The sequence below is a fragment of the Microbacterium sp. LjRoot205 genome (genome assembly GCF_056175745.1).
The window spans coordinates 128,691-145,209 of sequence record NZ_JBGFFH010000003.1 but is presented as its reverse complement, the minus strand read 5'-3'; the positions used below and the strand labels follow the sequence as shown (position 1 = coordinate 145,209).

Genomic DNA, 16,519 nt, shown 5'->3' with positions numbered 1-16,519 from the left:
TCGGCGTCGCTACTCTCCCGCACCCTCGCCGAGGTTGTCGGAGACGACCTCGAGCGCATGAGCCCGCGCCTGCACGGCATCCGCGCCCCGCTCCGCCGTGACGGCCGCGGCGAACACCTCGGCGAACACCAGATATGCGACGCGCGAGGTGTGCTCGAGCTCGTCGCGGAAGCTCACCCCGGTCGGGGCGATCACGAGCGACAGCGTCGCGGCCTCGGTCAGCGCCGATGAGGCGAAGGAGGTGAGGGCGATCACCGTCGCACCGCCCCGGGCTGCCGCGGTCGCGACGCGCAGGCTCGCCTCGTTCGCGCCCGATCCGCTGACGATGAGGCAGACGTCGTCGGGTGTGAGATGACGTGCGGCGATCTGCTGCGCGATGGCATCCGCGATGAACTCCGCCGCACGACCCGACGCGGTCAGCCGCATGGCGAGGTCGTTCGCGATGGGCGAGGACAGACCGTTCGCGAGCACGAGCAGCCGGCGAGCGGACGCTGCGAGCCGGACGGCCTCGCTCACGGCATCCGCGTCGAGCAGGCTCGCGAGGGCCGGAAGGGATGCCGCGACGCGATCGATCTCGCCCCGCATCCGCCCGAGCGCGCCCGGCCCGTGGTCGATGCCCGCCTCCCCCGGCCCGCTGCCGAGTTCGGAGGCGAGCGCGACGCGCAGCTGCGGGTATCCGCGGTAGCCGAAGCTCTGGCACGCGCGCACGACCGTGGCGCGGCCGACACCCGCTCGGTCGGCGAGCTCCTGGGCGGTCCATTCGACCACCGCCTCCGCCGACTCGACGATCAGCTCGGCGACGCGGCGTTCGGCGGGCTGCAGGGTGTTGAGCACCGCGACGATTCGAGCGGTGGGTGGGGCGCTAGGAGAGAACACGGGCGCGGGCTCCCTCCATGATCCGGCGGCGGATCGCGCCGGACACGGCATCGATCAGCATCGTGACAGCGACGACCACGATGAGCAGGACGCCCACCGTCGACCACTCACGGTACTGGGTATAAGAGGTGAGCATGTCACCGATTCCGCCGACGCCGATCAGACCGAGCACGGCCGACGAGCGCACGTTGATCTCGAAGCGATACAGCCAGAACGACCAGAACGCGGGCTCGACCTGCGGCCAGACACCCCAACGCAGCACCTGCAGGGTACCGCCACCGGCCGCGCGTGCGGCCTCGATCGGCCCGGACGGCACGGCCTCGACCGCTTCGTATCCCCACTTGCCGAGTGTGCCGATGCCGTTGATCGCCAGCGCGAGCGCACCCGTGAACGGCGTGAGCCCGGTGACCGACAGGATCACGATCGCGATGATGATCTCGGGAACGGCCCGGATGAGCGAGAACAGGCCGCGCAGCAGCGCGCGCAGCCAGGCGGGGCCGAATCCGCGCGCGGCGAGCAGGCTGATGGGGGTCGCGAGCAGGATGCCGAGGATCGTACCGACCCACGCCATCTCGATGCTGCGCCAGGTCTGCCAGAGCGCCTCGGGCAGCTTCTCCCAGTTCGGGCTGCCGAACATCAGGAACGTGTAGCGGACGATCTCCGCAGGCAGGTCGGCGAGACGTGCCCAGTTGATGTCGATCGACCAGAAAGCCAGCACGACGATGGCGGTGACGATGATCCACGAGGCAACGAGCCACGGGCGTCGCGGCCTGTCGGGGATGACGGTGATGGCAGGAGGCGGAGTGAGCACGGTGGTCATACGAGCCTCCGTCGGATGGCGTCGGAGACGAGGTCGATCACGATGACGACGATGAGGATCTCCAGGATGATGAGCGAGAGCTGGTCGTAGCGGTAGAACGTGCGGACGGCGTCGATGAGCAGGCCCATGCCGCCGGCGCCGACCAGACCGAGCACCGTCGAGGCGCGGACGTTGAGCTCGAAGACGTAGAGGGTCTGGTTCGCGAACGCCGGCCAGGCGTCCGGGAGCGCGAGCGTGCGGTTGATCTTCGTCTGAGTGGCTCCGACCGCGCGGCCCGCCTCGAGCGGACCCCGGTCGTTGGTGTCGATCGCCTCCGACACGAGCTTGACGATGATTCCGACATTGAACAGCAGCAGCGCGAGGATGCCGGGGAGCGCGCCGACACCCACCATCGCGACGAGGATCGCCGCGTAGAGCAGGTCGGGGACGCTGCGGATGACGTTCAGGATGCCGCGCACGATGATGCGCGCCGGAGCGTTCGGGTTGGTGGCGCGAGCCGCCCAGAAGCTCAGCGGCAGCGAGATCACCGCGCCGATCGCCGTCGCGATGACGGCCATCTGCAGCGTCTCGATGAGCGGCGGGAGCGTGCGCGGGAAGAAGCTCCAGTCGGGCATCAGCAGCTTGATGATCTTGTCGGCGCCGTTCTGCCAGTTGCGCGCGATCGCCGAGAGGTCGACCCCGATGCCGATGCCGGGCAGGCACATGACCACGGTGATGGCGACGATGGCCATCAGGATCACGGGCCCACGCCACGCGCCGGACGGCCGCCGAGGTATCTCGAGCGGTGCCGGTGTCGCCTCGGTCACGTGTCGAGCCGATCGTCGGCGGTGAGGGATCGACCGTAGATGCTCTCGAAGTCGGCATCCGTCGCGCTCGCTGCCGGACCGTCGTAGACGATCCTCCCCGCGCGCATGCCGATCATCCGCGCTCCGTATTCGCGGGCGAGGTCGAGCAGGTGCAGGTTGACCAGTACGGTGATGCCGAGGTCCCGATTGATGCGGCGGAGGTCGTTCATGACACCGTGCGCGGTCGGCGGGTCGAGGCTCGCGACCGGCTCGTCGGCCAGGACGATGCGCGGCTCCTGCGCCAGTGCGCGTGCGATGGCGACGCGCTGCTGTTGCCCACCCGAGAGGTCGGATGCGCGCGAGTGGATCTTCGGCAGGATGCCGACACGGTCGAGCGCCTGATAGGCCAGCTGCCGGTCGGCGTCGGGGTAGGCGCCGAGCAGGGTGCGCCACAGGGGCGTGTGGGCCAGACGCCCGACGAGCACGTTCTGCAGGACGCTCGCCCGGCCTGCGAGGTTGAACCCCTGGAACACCATGCCGATGTCGCCGCGCAGGCGTCGCAGAGTGCGGGGCGAGGCTCCGCTGACGCGGTGCTCGCCGACGTCCAGCGTTCCGCTCGTCACCGGCACGAGGCCGTTGATCGTGCGGATGAGAGTGGACTTGCCCGACCCTGAGAGGCCCACGACCGCGACCATCTCTCCGGCGTCGATGTCGAGCGAGACACGGTCGAGACCGACCGTCCCGTTCGGGTATCGCACCGTGACGCCATCGAGACGGATGGACCACGGCGTGGACGCCGCAGCCTGGGCTGCGGCGTCCACGTGCTGGATCTGATCGGACAATTTACTGGAGCCCCAGTGCCTGGGCTGCGCGGGCGACGACGTCGAGCGACTCGGGATCGGCGGGCGCGAGCTTCGTGATCGAGTAGATGCTCGTGAGGATCTCGGAGCCCTCCTCTGTGTTCGAGAAGTCTTCGAGAGCCGTGGAGATGCGGTCCTGCAGCTCGGGCGACAGGTCGGACGACAGCGCGACGCCGTCATTCGGGATCTCCTCGGTCAGGGCGAAGACGACGACTTTCTGGCCCACATCGGGGGTGTCCTTCTGCACGATCGTGCGGGCATCCCAGAAGCTGAAGCCGACCTCGGCGTCGCCGTTGTAGACCGCCAGCACGGACGCGTCGTTCGCTGTCACGGGGATCTGCTGGATGTCGGTGTCGGTGTCGAGTCCAGCCTCCTGCAGCGCGAGGACCGGGTAGATGTAGCCAGCCGGCGAGCCGGGTCCGAGCAACGCGACCTTCGCGCCCTCGACCTTGTCGATGCTGTCGAGACCGGCAGGACCCGACATGGCGTCGGCGCCGTTGCAGAACAGCATCCCGTCGCGCTCGACCGGCTCGTCGTCGCAGTACTTGTCGGGGTTGTTCGTCATGAACTGCGCGGGGTAGGTGATGTTGCCGTTGCGCTCGGTCTGCAGCACGACCGATGCGTCGTACATGTCGTTGGCCTGCCACAGCTGCAGCGACGGGAGGAACCCGATCTGCGCCTGACCTGCTCCCATCGCCTCGACCGCGGCCTGGTAGTCCTTGGAGACCACACCCGTGACCTCGATGCCGAGCTCCTCGGTGAGGTAGTCGGTGAGCGGAGCTGCGGTGTCGACGAGGCCGTCCTGGTCCTGCGAGGGGACGAGCGCGAGCACGAGCGATTCGGGGTCGGCAGCGGGGGCGGCGGACTCGTCGGGCTCGGCGGTGTCGGTCGAGCAGCCGGTGAGCACGACGGCGAGCAGGGCGCCCGCGGCGACGAGCCCCGCGGCGGTCCGGCGGAAGGGGGAGGTACGCATTGTCATCCTTCGATGGGGTGGTGGGTGTGAGGGAGGGTGGAGTGGTGCGGGTTCAGGAACGCAGCCATGCGGTGAGCTGAGGGATCAGCGTCGCGAAATCGGCAGCGCGATAGGTGGGGGTCGCGTGCGGGTCGGCGAATCCGCCGATCAGCGCGGTCTCGTGGCCACGGGCGTGGGCGGGGGCGAGGTCGTTGTGCCAGATGTCTCCGATGCTCAGGACCCGCGCATCAGCGGGCAGGTCAGCCAGGAACGCATCGAGACCGGCCGGCTTGCCCGCACTCGTCACGATGCGGTCGAAGAGCCCGGCGAGGCCGAGCGCGTCCAGCGCCTGGTCGATGCGGATCGCCGGTGCGTTGGTGACGAGGACGAGCTCCGCGTCAGCCGCAGCAGCGGCGAGGAAGACTGCGAGGCCGTCGGGTGCGGTGATCGGAGCCGCTGCGGTGGCGAGTTCTGCGCGGCTCGCGAGATACGCGGCGCTGAGCATCCGGGCATTCGCACCTCGAGCAGCCGCAGCCCGCCGCACTGCGTCGTAGCCGTCGAGGGCCTCACCGTCAGCAGCGGAGAGCGTCTCGCGGATGCCGTCGACGAAGCCGTGGTCGTCGTCGAGAGCGGCGGCCACCTGCGTGGCGTAGGCGAGAACGGGCCCGTCGCCGAGCGCGATCGTGCCGTCGAAGTCGAAGAGGAGAATGGAGTTCACGGTGTTCTTTCCGCATCCGCACTCTGATCTCGCGGACGCTCCGTCCAGCATGGTCAGTCATTGTGGACAGAAAGTCCCGATCGTGTGAACGCCGTGTGAACACTCCGTCCATCGGAGTCTTGTAGCGTGAACGCCGTGTCCGGAATCGACGACCTCACGACCGCTGCGATCCGCGCGCAGTCCGACTCGGCGACGGCCGCGCGCACAGCCCTCGACAGTCTTCCGTGGCTCGTCGCCTCGCTCGAGGACGACCGTGCCCACGGACGCTTCGACGCCTGGGGCCGATCGACCGTGATCGACGAGAACATCGGCGCGGCCGTCATCTCTCCGGCGCTGTTCGACGAGTTGCACCGCCGAGCGGGCGTGAGGGCGCAGTGGCCCGTCGGCAACGCCGGCCTCCTGCACTGCTACGGGTATCTGCTGTCACTCGTCGAGACGCCATACGGGCTCAAGCGCGACCGCTGGGTGACAACCGCTCTCGCCGAGGCATGCGCTCTCACACCCGACGCGTTCCTTCCCTGGCGCGAAGACGCCACACTGCTCGACAGGGCAGGCACCGCCGCATCCGAGATCCTCCACAGCGCATCATCGTCGCGCACAGCGACCGTCGACGGGCGACACACCCGCGTCGGGGTCACCCGCGAGCAGGGACCCGCGGCTTTGGTCTACGCGGTCGCCGCCGCCTCCGAGACCACTCCGCTGCTGATCACGATGTTCCCCGTCGCCGACGCGGGCGTCGTCCTGACGGAGTTCGCGAGCACTCCTCGCCTGCGCTGGAACGCGGTGTGATCCACATACATCAGGCGCGCCGGTCACGATGCCGATCGGCGTCGAGTGGAACTTCGTCGCCTTCGCACTCGTGGCGATCGTCGCGGCGGTGGCCGTATCCCTGGTGCCGAAGAAGCCCGCGACTCTCGGCTGAGGCACGTCAGCGCGGTGCGTGCGCCTCGAGGAACTCGTAGACGTCCGTCGTGTCGACCCCGGGGAAGGCACCGGTCGGCAGCGTGGCGAGCAGCGTGCGAGGAGTCTTGACGTTCGGCCAGGAGTTCTCGCGCCACCGCCCCTCCAGGTCGGCCGGCGCGCGGCGGCAGCAGACCTCGACCGAGTGCTTCGAGACCCCCCGATGCGGGGTGTCCCGGCCGACGAACCACTTCGTGTCGTCGAAGCGCACGCCCACGCTGACCGAGTGCAGCCCCTCGCTCGACGCCTCGACACGGGCGGTGCACCAGTAGGTGCCGTTGCCCGTGTCGGTGTACTGGTAATACGGGTTGAAGCGGTCGTCCTCGTCGAACACGACACGGCTCGTCCATCGGCGACAGCACATCTGTCCCTCGATCGAACCGAGCCTGTCCGTCGGGAAGTTCACGTCGTCGTTCTCGTATGCCTTCGTGATCGTCCCCGACTCGTGCACCTTGAGGAAGTGCACCGGGATGTCGAGGTGGCGGGTCGCGAGGTTCGTGAACCGATGCGCCGCCGTCTCGTACGACACCGAGTAGGCGTCTCGGAGGTCTTCGATCGAAATGGCCCTGCGGGACTTCGCATCCTTCAAGGCGGGAACCACGTGGGCCTCGGGAACCAGCAGCGCCCCGGTGAGATAGTTCGTCTCGACGCGCTGGCGCAGGAACTCGGCATAGCTGCGCGGTTCGGCATGCCCGAGGATGCGGCTGGACAGCGCCTGCAGCACAGCCGTTCTCGCATCGCCCTTGGCCGGCACACTGCTCGACAGATAGAGCCGCCCGTTCGCGAGGTCGGCGACACTGCGCGTGGTCTGCGGCAGATCGGGCGCGTAGTGCAGGGTGAAACCGAGATAGGCGGCGATCTCGGATGCGGTGCGCTGCGTGAGCGGTCCACCCGGGTGCCCGACCGCCGCGAGTATCTCGGCGGCCTTGCTCTCGAGGTCGGCGAAATGGTTGTCCTGCCTGCGCATGAGGTGACGCAGCTCGACGTTCGCTCGCCTGGCCTCCTCCGGGGTCGCGGCCCGCTCGTCTCTGAGCCGGTCGATCTCGCCGTGCAGCGCGAGCAGCGCCTTCAGCGCATCCGTCGGCATGCTCTTGGCGATGCGGAAAGGCTCGATCCCGAGCGCCTGGAACGTCTGGCCTTTCATGGCGCGCTCGAGGGCGATCTCGATCGCGCTGCGCTCGTCGAGTGGCTCACCCTCGAGCAGCGCATCGATCGTGACACCGAGAGCGCGCGCGATCGCTTGAAGCTGGGTGAGCTTCGGTTCGCGCTTGCCGGTCTCGATCATCGACATCTGGCTCGGTGCTCGATCGACGGCCGCCGCGAGGTCGTCGAGGGTCATTCCCCGCGCGGTGCGCAGCTGACGGATGCGTCGACCGATCGTGAGGGAGTCGGCGTCCTCTTCGACCGCTGAAGTGCTCATGCGGCCGATTCTGTCACAGAAACAGAATTTCGCGCGATCTTCACAAGCCGAGTGGCCGGTTTCAGGGTAGATCTTCACGCACAGTGGAAACACGCCACCCGGCTTCACGGTCCGGGCATCCAACGGAGGAGACACCATGACGAACACCGCTCAGAACCCCGCACCTCGCCCCGCCGGTCTGCGCGCCGGCGACCAGGTTCAGACGGCCGCCGAGCTCCGGGAGATCTGGGAGACGGATCCCCGTTGGGACGGCGTCCAGCGCACCTACTCGGCCGAAGACGTCATCCGCATCCGCGGCTCGGTGCGCGAAGACGCGACCCTCGCCCACCGCGGGGCCGAGAACCTCTGGAACCTGCTGCACACCGAGGATTACGTGCGGGCGCTCGGCGCCTACACCGGCGGCCAGGCTGTGCAGCAGGTGCGGGCAGGCCTCAAGGCCATCTACCTCTCGGGGTGGCAGGTCGCCGCCGACGGCAACCTCGCCGGCCAGACCTACCCCGACCAGTCGCTCTACCCCGCGAACTCGGTGCCGGCGGTCGTGCGTCGCATCAACAACGCGCTGATCCGTCAGGACCAGCTCGAGCACGCCGAGGGAGAGATCACCCAGGACTGGCTCGCCCCGATCGTCGCCGATGCCGAGGCCGGGTTCGGCGGGCCGCTCAACGCCTACGAGCTCGCGCAATCGCTGATCCAGGCGGGCGCCGCGGCGATCCACTGGGAAGACCAGCTCGCGAGCGAGAAGAAGTGCGGCCACCTCGGCGGCAAGGTGCTCGTGCCCACTCAGCAGCACATCCGCACGCTGAACGCGGCACGCCTCGCGGCCGACGTGTCGGGTGTCCCGACGGTCATCATCGCCCGGACGGATGCTCTCGCCGCCGACCTGCTCACCAGCGACGTCGACGAGCGCGACCAGCAGTTCACCACCGGCGAGCGCACGACCGAGGGCTTCTACCGCATCCGCCCCGGCATCGAGTCGGTCATCAGTCGCGGCCTGGCGTTCGCGCCGTACGCCGACCTGCTGTGGGTCGAGACGGGCGAGCCCGACATCGAGCTGGCGCGTGCGTTCGCCTCGGCGATCCACGAGCAGTTCCCCGGCAAGATGCTCGCCTACAACTGCTCCCCCAGCTTCAACTGGAAGCGCCACCTGTCGGACGCCGAGATCGCGACGTTCCAGCAGGAGCTGGCCGACCTGGGCTACAAGTTCCAGTTCATCACGCTCGCCGGCTTCCACGCCCTGAACCACTCGATGTTCGACCTCGCCCGCGGCTACGCCGATCGCGCCATGAGCGCGTACGTCGAGCTGCAGGAGGCCGAGTTCGCCGCAGAGGCGAACGGCTACACCGCCACCAAGCACCAGCGCGAGGCGGGCACCGGCTACTTCGACGTCATCTCGACCGCGCTCAACCCCGACAGCGCGACCCTCGCCCTCGCCGGCTCCACCGAAGCCGCGCAGTTCCACTAAGCCATTCCAAAGGACTCAGATCATGACCACTCCCACCGCTCCCCCGACCACCGCGCCGATCCAGACGACACAGCAGGGCCCGGCCATCAGCGTCACCGGCCCGCTGCGTGAGCGCTACGACGAGATCCTCACCCCCGAGGCGATCGCGTTCCTCACCGAGCTGCACCACCGCTTCGCCGCTCGCCGTCACGACCGGCTCGCCGACCGCATGCGCCGCCGGTTCGAGATCGGCAACGGGCACGACCCGCGCTTCCGTGACGACACCGCGCACATCCGTCAGGATGCCGACTGGCGTGTCGCCGGCCCCGGCCCCGGACTCGAAGACCGTCGGGTCGAGATCACCGGACCGACGGATCCGAAGATGACGATCAACGCGCTGAACTCCGGAGCGCGGGTGTGGCTCGCCGACCAGGAGGACGCCACGAGCCCCACGTGGAAGAACGTCATCGAGGGTCAGCTCTCGCTGCGCGACGCGATCCGCGGCGAGCTCTCCTTCACCGGACCTGCGAGCGACGCAGGGCCGGGCAAGGAGTACCGCGTCACCGCCGAACGCACGCCGACGATCGTGATGCGTCCTCGCGGCTGGCACCTTCCCGAGAAGCACCTGCAGTTCACCGATCGCGCGGGGCGCCGCACTGCGGCATCCGGTTCGCTCGTCGACTTCGGACTGTACTTCCTGCACAACGCTCGGGAACTGATCGCGAACGGCCGCGGACCGTACTTCTACATCGCCAAGCTCGAGTCGAGCGAAGAGGCGAAGCTGTGGGACGACGTGTTCACTTTCAGCGAGGAGTACATCGGCATCCCGCACGGCACGATCCGCGCGACGGTGCTCATCGAGACCCTGCCCGCGGCGTTCGAGATGGACGAGATCCTCTTCGAGCTGCGTGATCACTGCGCCGGCCTCAACGCCGGACGCTGGGACTACATCTTCTCGATCATCAAGAACTACCGCGGCCGGGGCGCGCGCTTCGTGCTTCCCGACCGCAGCGAGGTGACGATGACCGTTCCCTTCATGCGGGCGTACACCGAGCTGCTCGTACAGACCTGCCACAAGCGGGGCGCCTACGCGATCGGCGGCATGAGCGCCTTCATCCCGAACCGGCGCGACCCTGAGGTGACGGCACGGGCGATCGAGAAGGTCTCGGCCGACAAGAAGCGCGAGGCCGGCGACGGCTTCGACGGCACATGGGTGGCGCACCCCGACCTGATCCCGACCGCGCAGGCCGAATTCGACGCCGTTCTCGGCGATCGACCTAACCAGGTCGACCGTCAGCTCCCCGAAGTCACGGTGACCGCGTCGCAGCTGCTCGACCTGCACATCGGTCGCCCGATCACGGCTCAGGGCGTGCGTGACAACGTGTCTGTGGCGATCCGGTACCTCGAGGCGTGGTTGCGGGGCCTCGGCGCGGTGGCCATCGACAACCTGATGGAGGATGCCGCGACCGCCGAGATCAGTCGCTCACAGGTGTGGCAGTGGATCCACCAGGACCGCACCACGGAGGACGGCACGCCGATCACCGCCGAGTACATCGAGGGCTTGATCGGCGAGGTGCTCGACGAGGTCGAACGACGCGACGACGACCGATTCGACGACGCGGCATCGGTGTTCCGCGATGTCGCGCTGCACGAGGAGTTCCCGGCGTTCCTGACGCTCGGCGCCTACAGCCGCTTCCTCGTCGAGGAGGCCTGACACTCTGCACAAGGGCCCCTCGGATGCCGCAGTTCGGCACTCGAGGGGCTCTGTCACGCGACGCCGGACGTTCGCCGAAGGGTCGGATCCGCCCCTCGAGAACGGGCGTAGCCTGAGATCATGAGCGACGTCTGGTCCGACATCTCCTCCGAGTTCCTGCATCTGTATCCTCGCGGGCGACGGCTGGTCGTCGTCGCCGGAGCGGATGCCGAGCGCTCACGCCGCGCAGCGGACGACCTCGCCTCCGCCCTGACGTCCGCGGGTCAGCAGGTCGAGCGGAAGCACAGCTCAGACGGCGACGAGCAGGCTCTGCGCGCCTACATCATCGCTCCGTTCCGCGCCGCACCCGACAGCGGCACCGTTCTCATCGTCTCGGGTCCGCCCGAGTTGCTCAGCACGACAGCGCGCGGACTCTGGAACTTCATCGTGTGGCAGCTCGCCGGCGACGAGACGCCGCACTCGATCGCCACTGCGATCGTCGATGTCTCAGACCCCGATCATCCGACCCGACGCTTCGCCGACTACTGCGCACTGCCCTCGTCGTTCGGCGCCTGACAGCATCCTCCGCAGCCGGGTTCGCGGGTGCCTCGGCCCCCCGACCGAGGCACCCGCACGTCCGCCGGCGCTGCGCGCCGACGATCCGTCGTGCCCGACGCTCTCGCGCCTTCCCCCGAGCTTCCGGACGGGCGATCCCGCCTCGTCCGGAAGCCGTGACGGCGGGCGTGTCGGAAGCCGCGGCTTCTCCCTCACCTGCCGTCATGGCCCGCCTGGGGACACGGGCAGGTTCAGGTTATGCACGGGCCGGCCGAACCAGAAGCGCTCGCGATCGACCTGTCACCGGGAGCACGAACTTCGGCACTCAGTGCGCCCGATGGCGCCGGATTCGCGGTCGGGCGTCACTTCGCGCACCGTGCACACCACGTCTCTCGCGCGCCGGTTCAGAGCGTTCTTCGCCTGCGCCCCGCCCGGTGCAGGCATTGACATGCGGAAGATGACCGCGGATCGACTCATTGCGGCCACGAGCGGACCGACATGGTGGCGATGGATCAGACGGACGGCCCCTGCTGCTCATCGCTGAGGAGCATCGCCTCTGCCAGACGCGCTGGTCGACTGCGCGCAGCGAGACGGAAGGCACTGGGACTGTGCCCGACGTGGCGCGAGAACTGCGCGCGCAAGGCTGCCGCATCGGAGAAGCCCGATCGCTCGGCGACCGCGGAGAGGTCTTGCGGGGGAACGGACAGCAGCTCCTCTCGTGCAGTGATCAGTCGTCGTCGCAGCAGGCGCGCCGCAAGACTCTCGTCGGTTCCCGCATACAGCCGGAACAGCTGGCGTCGGCTCACGTGGAGTTCGACCGCGAGATCCTCGATGCCGAACGACGCGTCGCGATGGCGTCGCTCGATGATCCTTCCGGCCTCGGCGCGGAGTTCGCTGGCCCTGTCCATCTCGCCGTCACCGGGGAATTGCCGGAACAAGCCCCGCACCATCGCGAGCAGTGCGGCCTCGGTGCCGGCGAGCGCGCCCACACCCTGGTCAGGATCCTGGGCCCACTCGAACAGCATCCGCGCCAGAGACGCACCGGCCGCGCGGGTGAGCGGGGTATCCGGAAAGATGTCGGCTCCGCGGGCCAGGACATGCCGATAGCCCGCGACAGCAGCGGCGGGCACGACGACTCCTGTCGTGTCGGTCACACCGAGCTGCTCGACGGCCGATGGCCCCAGGCTCGACATGAATCCCATTCTCCCGACGACCATGGACTGCACTCCCGCGGCCGTGTGCAGGCGCTGTCCACCCTGGCTCACCATTCCGATGATGATGATGTCCTCGTCTTCGAGGGTGGCGCCGTCGTAGCTCACGGTGTGAGCTGTCTCGAGTGTGCTGTAGAGCATGGTCATGCCGATGGACCGACGAAGGAGCGCGGCTTCGAACGCGTCGGGATCGTCGGATCTCATCGCCCCGAAGTTCGACAGCTGGAGCATCCCGTGATGGCCGTCGAGCCGGATCACCTCGGTGCCGAACCACGCCGGCACCCCACCGTCTGCTCCTCCTGCTGGCGGCGACCACAGTCCGCCTGAGAGCCGACCCAGCCATGCGGCCATCTCCGCATCATCGAGTACTCGTGCCATCGCATCCCCCAGCGGGTGCGAGCGGCCTTCTGCGCCCGCCCCAATCCCCGCCCTCACGATAATTCCGCTCGATGAGGCACAGCAATATATACGTTCGACCGAGCCCCGCACGACGTCGACGCCGCGCACCGAGGCGGCGGATGCGCGGTCCGACGGCGGGTGACGTCGGCAGCTCAGCGGAAGGACGCGGCGACCGAGTTGCGGTGATAGTCGAACACGATGCTGGTCCGGGTCGAGGCGACGCTGCTCTGCGCAGAGAGGTGCTCGAGCACGAATTCGCGCATCTCCGAGGAGTCCGCCACGGCGATGTGCAACAGGAAGTCGTCGTCTCCGCCGAGGAAGAACACCTGGATGACCTGCGGCAGCACCCGCACCCGGTCGGCGAACTCGACGATGCTCTCCCTGCGCCCGCTGGGACGCAGGGTCACGCCGATGATGGCCTGCAGTCCGGCGCCCAGCATCCGCTCGTCGACGCTCGCGTGGAAGCCGCTGATGACTCCCCGCTCGACGAGTGCGCGCAGACGGGCGTGCGCGGTCGACGGTGCCACTCCGAGCTGGCCTGCGAGCTCTGCGTTGGTCATCCGGCCGTCCGCRCTCAGCAGCTGTACGATCCTGGCATCGACCGCGTCGAGTGCCGGCGCCCGAAGGGTGTTCGCCTGAGGGGCTTCGGATGACGTCTCCATGCGAATGATTATGCAGGATTCGCGGGTGAAACAAATGTTCTTCAGAGAATCTGACGAATCGTCGACGTTTCTGCGATTCTGAGATGCACTCACGCAACCGTCACTTGGAGGATCGATGAAGATCGGCGTGCCGACCGAGGTCAAGAACAACGAGAACCGCACCGCGCTCACCCCCGCGGGTGCAGATCGGCTGGTTCACGAGGGCCACCGCGTGCTCGTGCAGTCGGGAGCGGGAGTCGGCTCAGGCATCTCCGACGAGGCGTACCGGATCGCCGGCGCCGAGATCGTCGAGACCGCCGAGGAGACCTGGGGCGAGGCAGACCTTCTCATCAAGGTGAAGGAGCCGATCGCCCAGGAGTACGGATTCCTGCGCTCGGACCTCACCCTCTTCACGTATCTGCATCTCGCCGCAGATCAGGCGCTGACGACCGCGCTCGTCGACGCGGGAACCACGGCCGTCGCCTATGAGACGGTGCAGCTGCCCGACCGCAGCCTGCCTCTGCTCGTGCCGATGAGCGAGATCGCCGGTCGCCTCTCTGTGACGATGGGCTCATACTCACTCATGCGATCCGCGGGGGGACGCGGAGTACTGATGGGCGGCATCGCAGGGGCCCCGCGCGCCAAGACCGTCGTGATCGGCGGCGGCGTCGCCGGCGAACATGCGGCTGCGAACGCGCTCGGCCTCGGGTCCCAGGTCACGGTGATCGACATCTCGCTTCCGCGTCTGCGCGAGCTCGAGCACCGTTACGGCGGCGCTCTCCAGACGCGTGCGTCGAGCCGGTACGACATCGCCGAAGAGCTCGCGACGGCGGATCTGGTGATCGGATCGGTGCTGATCCCCGGTGCCGCAGCGCCGAAGCTCGTCACCGACGACATGGTCGCCGGAATGAAGCCCGGCTCGGTGCTCGTCGACATCGCGATCGACCAGGGCGGATGCTTCGAGGGATCCCGTCCGACGACGCACGACGACCCCACCTTCGCGGTGCACGACTCGATCTACTACTGCGTCGCGAACATGCCCGGCGCCGTGCCCGAGACCGCCACGAGGGCGCTGACCAACGCCACCCTCCCCTACGTCTCCGCCATCGCGGGCAAGGGCTGGGAGCGCGCTGCGGCAGACGACGCCGCACTCGCCAAGGGCCTCAACGTCCAGGGCGGACGCATCACCCTGGATGCCGTGGCGAAGGCCCACGGCCTCACGTCCGCCTGAGCAGCTGCGGACACACCAGATAGTCCGTGCGGGGTTCACGGCCGGGTGCGATCGTCGGCGCCGTGCTGATGCCGGCGATCGCGATCTCGACTGCGCTCACCGACGAGTTCCGCCCGCACGAGACGCTGCGCCCGTCGAGTCCGCGGCGAGCGCCGGAAAGAACAGCGATTCTTGACGGCATCCGACCCGTCATCCGGTCGCCCCACCCGAGTACGCTCGTAGTCGTGACCGAACGCGCTCCTCTCTCTCGCAAGCTCTCCGCCATCGCCGAATCCGCGACCCTCAAGGTCGACGCCAAGGCGAAGGCCCTCAAGGCCGAAGGCAAGCCCGTCATCTCCTATGCCGCGGGCGAGCCCGACTTCGCGACGCCGCAGTTCATCGTCGACGCAGCGGCCGAGGCTCTCGCCGACCCGGCGAGCTACCGCTACACCCCGGCTCCGGGTCTTCCGGCGCTGCGGGAGGCCATCGCCGCGAAGACGCTGCGCGACTCGGGACTCGAGGTCTCACCGAGCCAGGTGATCGTGACCAACGGCGGCAAGCAGTCGGTGTACCAGGCATTCCAGGCAGTGGTGAACCCCGGCGACGAGGTGCTTCTTCCCGCTCCGTACTGGACCACCTACCCCGAGGCGATCCGCCTCGCCGACGGCACCCCCGTCGAGGTGTTCGCGGGCGCCGACCAGGACTACAAGGTCACCGTCGAGCAGCTCGAGGCCGCTCGCACCGAGCACACCACCGCGCTCGTGTTCGTCTCCCCCTCGAACCCCACAGGCTCCGTCTACACGGCTGAAGAGACCAAGGCCATCGGCGAGTGGGCTCTCGAGCACGGCATCTGGGTCATCTCCGACGAGATCTACCAGAACCTGACCTACGAGGGCGTCAAGGCGACCTCGATCGTCGAGGCCGTGCCCGAGGTCGCCGGCCAGACGATCCTCGTCAACGGCGTCGCGAAGACCTACGCGATGACCGGCTGGCGCGTGGGCTGGATGGTCGGACCGGCGGATGCCATCAAGGTCGCCGCCAACCTGCAGTCGCACCTGTCGAGCAACGTGAACAACGTCGCCCAGAAGGCCGCGATCGCCGCACTCAACGGCCCCCAGACCGAGGCCGAGCAGTTCCGCGAGGCGTTCGACCGCCGTCGCCGCCTGATCGTGTCGGAGCTGTCGAAGATCGACGGACTCGTCGTGCCCAACCCGCTCGGCGCGTTCTACGTCTACCCCGACGTGCAGGGTCTGCTCGGCCGCACCTGGGGCGGCAAGACGCCGACCACTTCGCTCGAACTCGCCGACCTCATCCTCGAGCAGGCAGAGGTCGCTGTGGTTCCCGGCGAGGCGTTCGGTCCCTCCGGCTACATCCGCATGTCGTACGCGCTCGGCGACGACCAGCTCCTCGAGGGCGTGCAGCGCCTGCAGCGTCTGTTCGCCTGAGTCGCACTCCCACTCTGCCGCGACACCCGGGACCCCCTCACTCCACATGGATGTGAGGGGGTCTCGGCGTCAGGGCGGACTCGATGATCAGAGCCCCGCTCGCGCTCATTCCTCGTCGTGGAATCCGATCAGCCAGCGGATGCCGTAGCGATCGATGACCGTGCCGTCGTAGTCGCCCCAGGGGCGCTTCTGCAGGGCGTCGATCACGCGACCGTCCGAGGCCAGCTGGTCGTACCAGCTGGTCAGCGTCGAGGCATCCGCGGTGCCGAGCAGCGACAGGAACATCCCGCTCATCTGCACCGCGTCGTCGTCGGCTCCGGCATCCGCACCCGCGAGCCCGACCGGCCCCGCGAGCTGGCCGTGTGCGATCGCATCTCCCGGCCCGTCGTGTCGTCCGGCACCGGCGTAGTCGAGGAGCTGAAGCTCACCCCCGAAGACCGAACGGTAGTGCTCCAGCGCTTCGGCTGCGTTCCCGGGGAACAGAAGGTAGGGGATCGGTCCGCTCATTCCGCGAGTGTACGGCGAACGGGCGA

At 68.4% G+C, this 16,519-nt stretch carries 16 protein-coding genes; 6 read left to right on the top strand and 10 right to left on the bottom strand.

Annotated features, from left to right (window positions below; genetic code table 11):
- Nucleotides 1–9 precede the first annotated feature (9 nt).
- The 6 genes from AC04ME_RS08705 to AC04ME_RS08680 all read right to left on the bottom strand — a co-directional run bounded on the left by AC04ME_RS08705 (nt 10) and on the right by AC04ME_RS08680 (nt 5,011).
- Nucleotides 10–834 (bottom strand): MurR/RpiR family transcriptional regulator, encoded by an 825-nt coding sequence (locus AC04ME_RS08705; RefSeq protein ID WP_231567495.1) that lies wholly within the window; start codon nt 832–834, stop codon nt 10–12.
- A 28-nt stretch (nt 835–862) separates the two neighbouring features.
- Complete coding sequence (gene phnE, locus AC04ME_RS08700) at nt 863–1,696, bottom strand: phosphonate ABC transporter, permease protein PhnE (RefSeq protein ID WP_056373794.1); 834 nt, start codon at nt 1,694–1,696, stop codon at nt 863–865.
- Nucleotides 1,693–2,427, bottom strand: a complete 735-nt coding sequence (phnE, locus tag AC04ME_RS08695; protein ID WP_475434786.1) for a phosphonate ABC transporter, permease protein PhnE — start codon at nt 2,425–2,427, stop codon at nt 1,693–1,695. The genes phnE (AC04ME_RS08700) and phnE (AC04ME_RS08695) overlap by 4 nt, the downstream gene beginning before the upstream one ends.
- A gap of 71 nt (nt 2,428–2,498) precedes the next feature.
- The gene (gene phnC / locus AC04ME_RS08690) at nt 2,499–3,323 is read right to left on the bottom strand and encodes a phosphonate ABC transporter ATP-binding protein (protein WP_231567494.1); all 825 of its coding nucleotides are present in this window, start codon (nt 3,321–3,323) and stop codon (nt 2,499–2,501) included.
- Between the two features lies 1 nt (nt 3,324).
- A complete protein-coding gene (gene phnD / locus AC04ME_RS08685; protein ID WP_475434576.1) occupies nt 3,325–4,314 on the bottom strand; it encodes a phosphate/phosphite/phosphonate ABC transporter substrate-binding protein in 990 nt (329 codons plus the stop codon).
- A gap of 52 nt (nt 4,315–4,366) precedes the next feature.
- Nucleotides 4,367–5,011 (bottom strand): HAD family hydrolase, encoded by a 645-nt coding sequence (locus AC04ME_RS08680; protein ID WP_475434575.1) that lies wholly within the window; start codon nt 5,009–5,011, stop codon nt 4,367–4,369.
- 126 nt (nt 5,012–5,137) lie between these two features.
- On the opposite strand from AC04ME_RS08680, the gene AC04ME_RS08675 reads away from it, so the two are divergent.
- Nucleotides 5,138–5,800, top strand: coding sequence for an amino acid deaminase (locus AC04ME_RS08675; protein WP_475434573.1), 663 nt, complete (start codon nt 5,138–5,140; stop codon nt 5,798–5,800).
- Between the two features lie 139 nt (nt 5,801–5,939).
- Here the strand turns inward: AC04ME_RS08675 and AC04ME_RS08670 are convergent, their stop codons facing one another.
- On the bottom strand, nt 5,940–7,391 hold the full coding sequence (locus tag AC04ME_RS08670; RefSeq protein WP_042539518.1) for a helix-turn-helix domain-containing protein: 1,452 nt from the start codon (nt 7,389–7,391) through the stop codon (nt 5,940–5,942).
- 136 nt (nt 7,392–7,527) lie between these two features.
- Here AC04ME_RS08670 and aceA point away from each other — a divergent pair, with 136 nt between their 5' ends.
- The 3 genes from aceA (at nt 7,528) to AC04ME_RS08655 (ending at nt 11,101) form a co-directional block, all read left to right on the top strand.
- Entirely contained in the window at nt 7,528–8,853 is a 1,326-nt protein-coding gene (gene aceA, locus AC04ME_RS08665; RefSeq protein WP_475434571.1) for an isocitrate lyase, read from the top strand.
- A gap of 22 nt (nt 8,854–8,875) precedes the next feature.
- The gene (aceB, locus tag AC04ME_RS08660) at nt 8,876–10,546 is read left to right on the top strand and encodes a malate synthase A (protein ID WP_042539514.1); all 1,671 of its coding nucleotides are present in this window, start codon (nt 8,876–8,878) and stop codon (nt 10,544–10,546) included.
- Between the two features lie 120 nt (nt 10,547–10,666).
- Complete coding sequence (locus tag AC04ME_RS08655) at nt 10,667–11,101, top strand: hypothetical protein (protein WP_475434569.1); 435 nt, start codon at nt 10,667–10,669, stop codon at nt 11,099–11,101.
- 491 nt (nt 11,102–11,592) lie between these two features.
- Here AC04ME_RS08655 and AC04ME_RS08650 read toward each other — a convergent pair whose 3' ends face one another.
- Together AC04ME_RS08650 and AC04ME_RS08645 are read right to left on the bottom strand one after the other, a co-directional pair.
- Nucleotides 11,593–12,669, bottom strand: coding sequence for an AraC family transcriptional regulator (locus tag AC04ME_RS08650; protein WP_082508721.1), 1,077 nt, complete (start codon nt 12,667–12,669; stop codon nt 11,593–11,595).
- A gap of 173 nt (nt 12,670–12,842) precedes the next feature.
- Complete coding sequence (locus tag AC04ME_RS08645) at nt 12,843–13,352, bottom strand: Lrp/AsnC family transcriptional regulator (RefSeq protein ID WP_309690576.1); 510 nt, start codon at nt 13,350–13,352, stop codon at nt 12,843–12,845.
- Between the two features lie 115 nt (nt 13,353–13,467).
- On the opposite strand from AC04ME_RS08645, the gene ald reads away from it, so the two are divergent.
- Complete coding sequence (ald, locus tag AC04ME_RS08640) at nt 13,468–14,562, top strand: alanine dehydrogenase (RefSeq protein ID WP_475434566.1); 1,095 nt, start codon at nt 13,468–13,470, stop codon at nt 14,560–14,562.
- 224 nt (nt 14,563–14,786) lie between these two features.
- Nucleotides 14,787–15,986 carry a pyridoxal phosphate-dependent aminotransferase gene (locus AC04ME_RS08635; RefSeq protein WP_309690579.1) on the top strand — a complete coding sequence of 400 codons (1,200 nt, stop codon included), beginning with the start codon at nt 14,787–14,789 and terminating at the stop codon, nt 15,984–15,986.
- 105 nt (nt 15,987–16,091) lie between these two features.
- Here the strand turns inward: AC04ME_RS08635 and AC04ME_RS08630 are convergent, their stop codons facing one another.
- Nucleotides 16,092–16,493, bottom strand: coding sequence for a VOC family protein (locus AC04ME_RS08630; RefSeq protein ID WP_042538820.1), 402 nt, complete (start codon nt 16,491–16,493; stop codon nt 16,092–16,094).
- Nucleotides 16,494–16,519 lie beyond the last annotated feature (26 nt).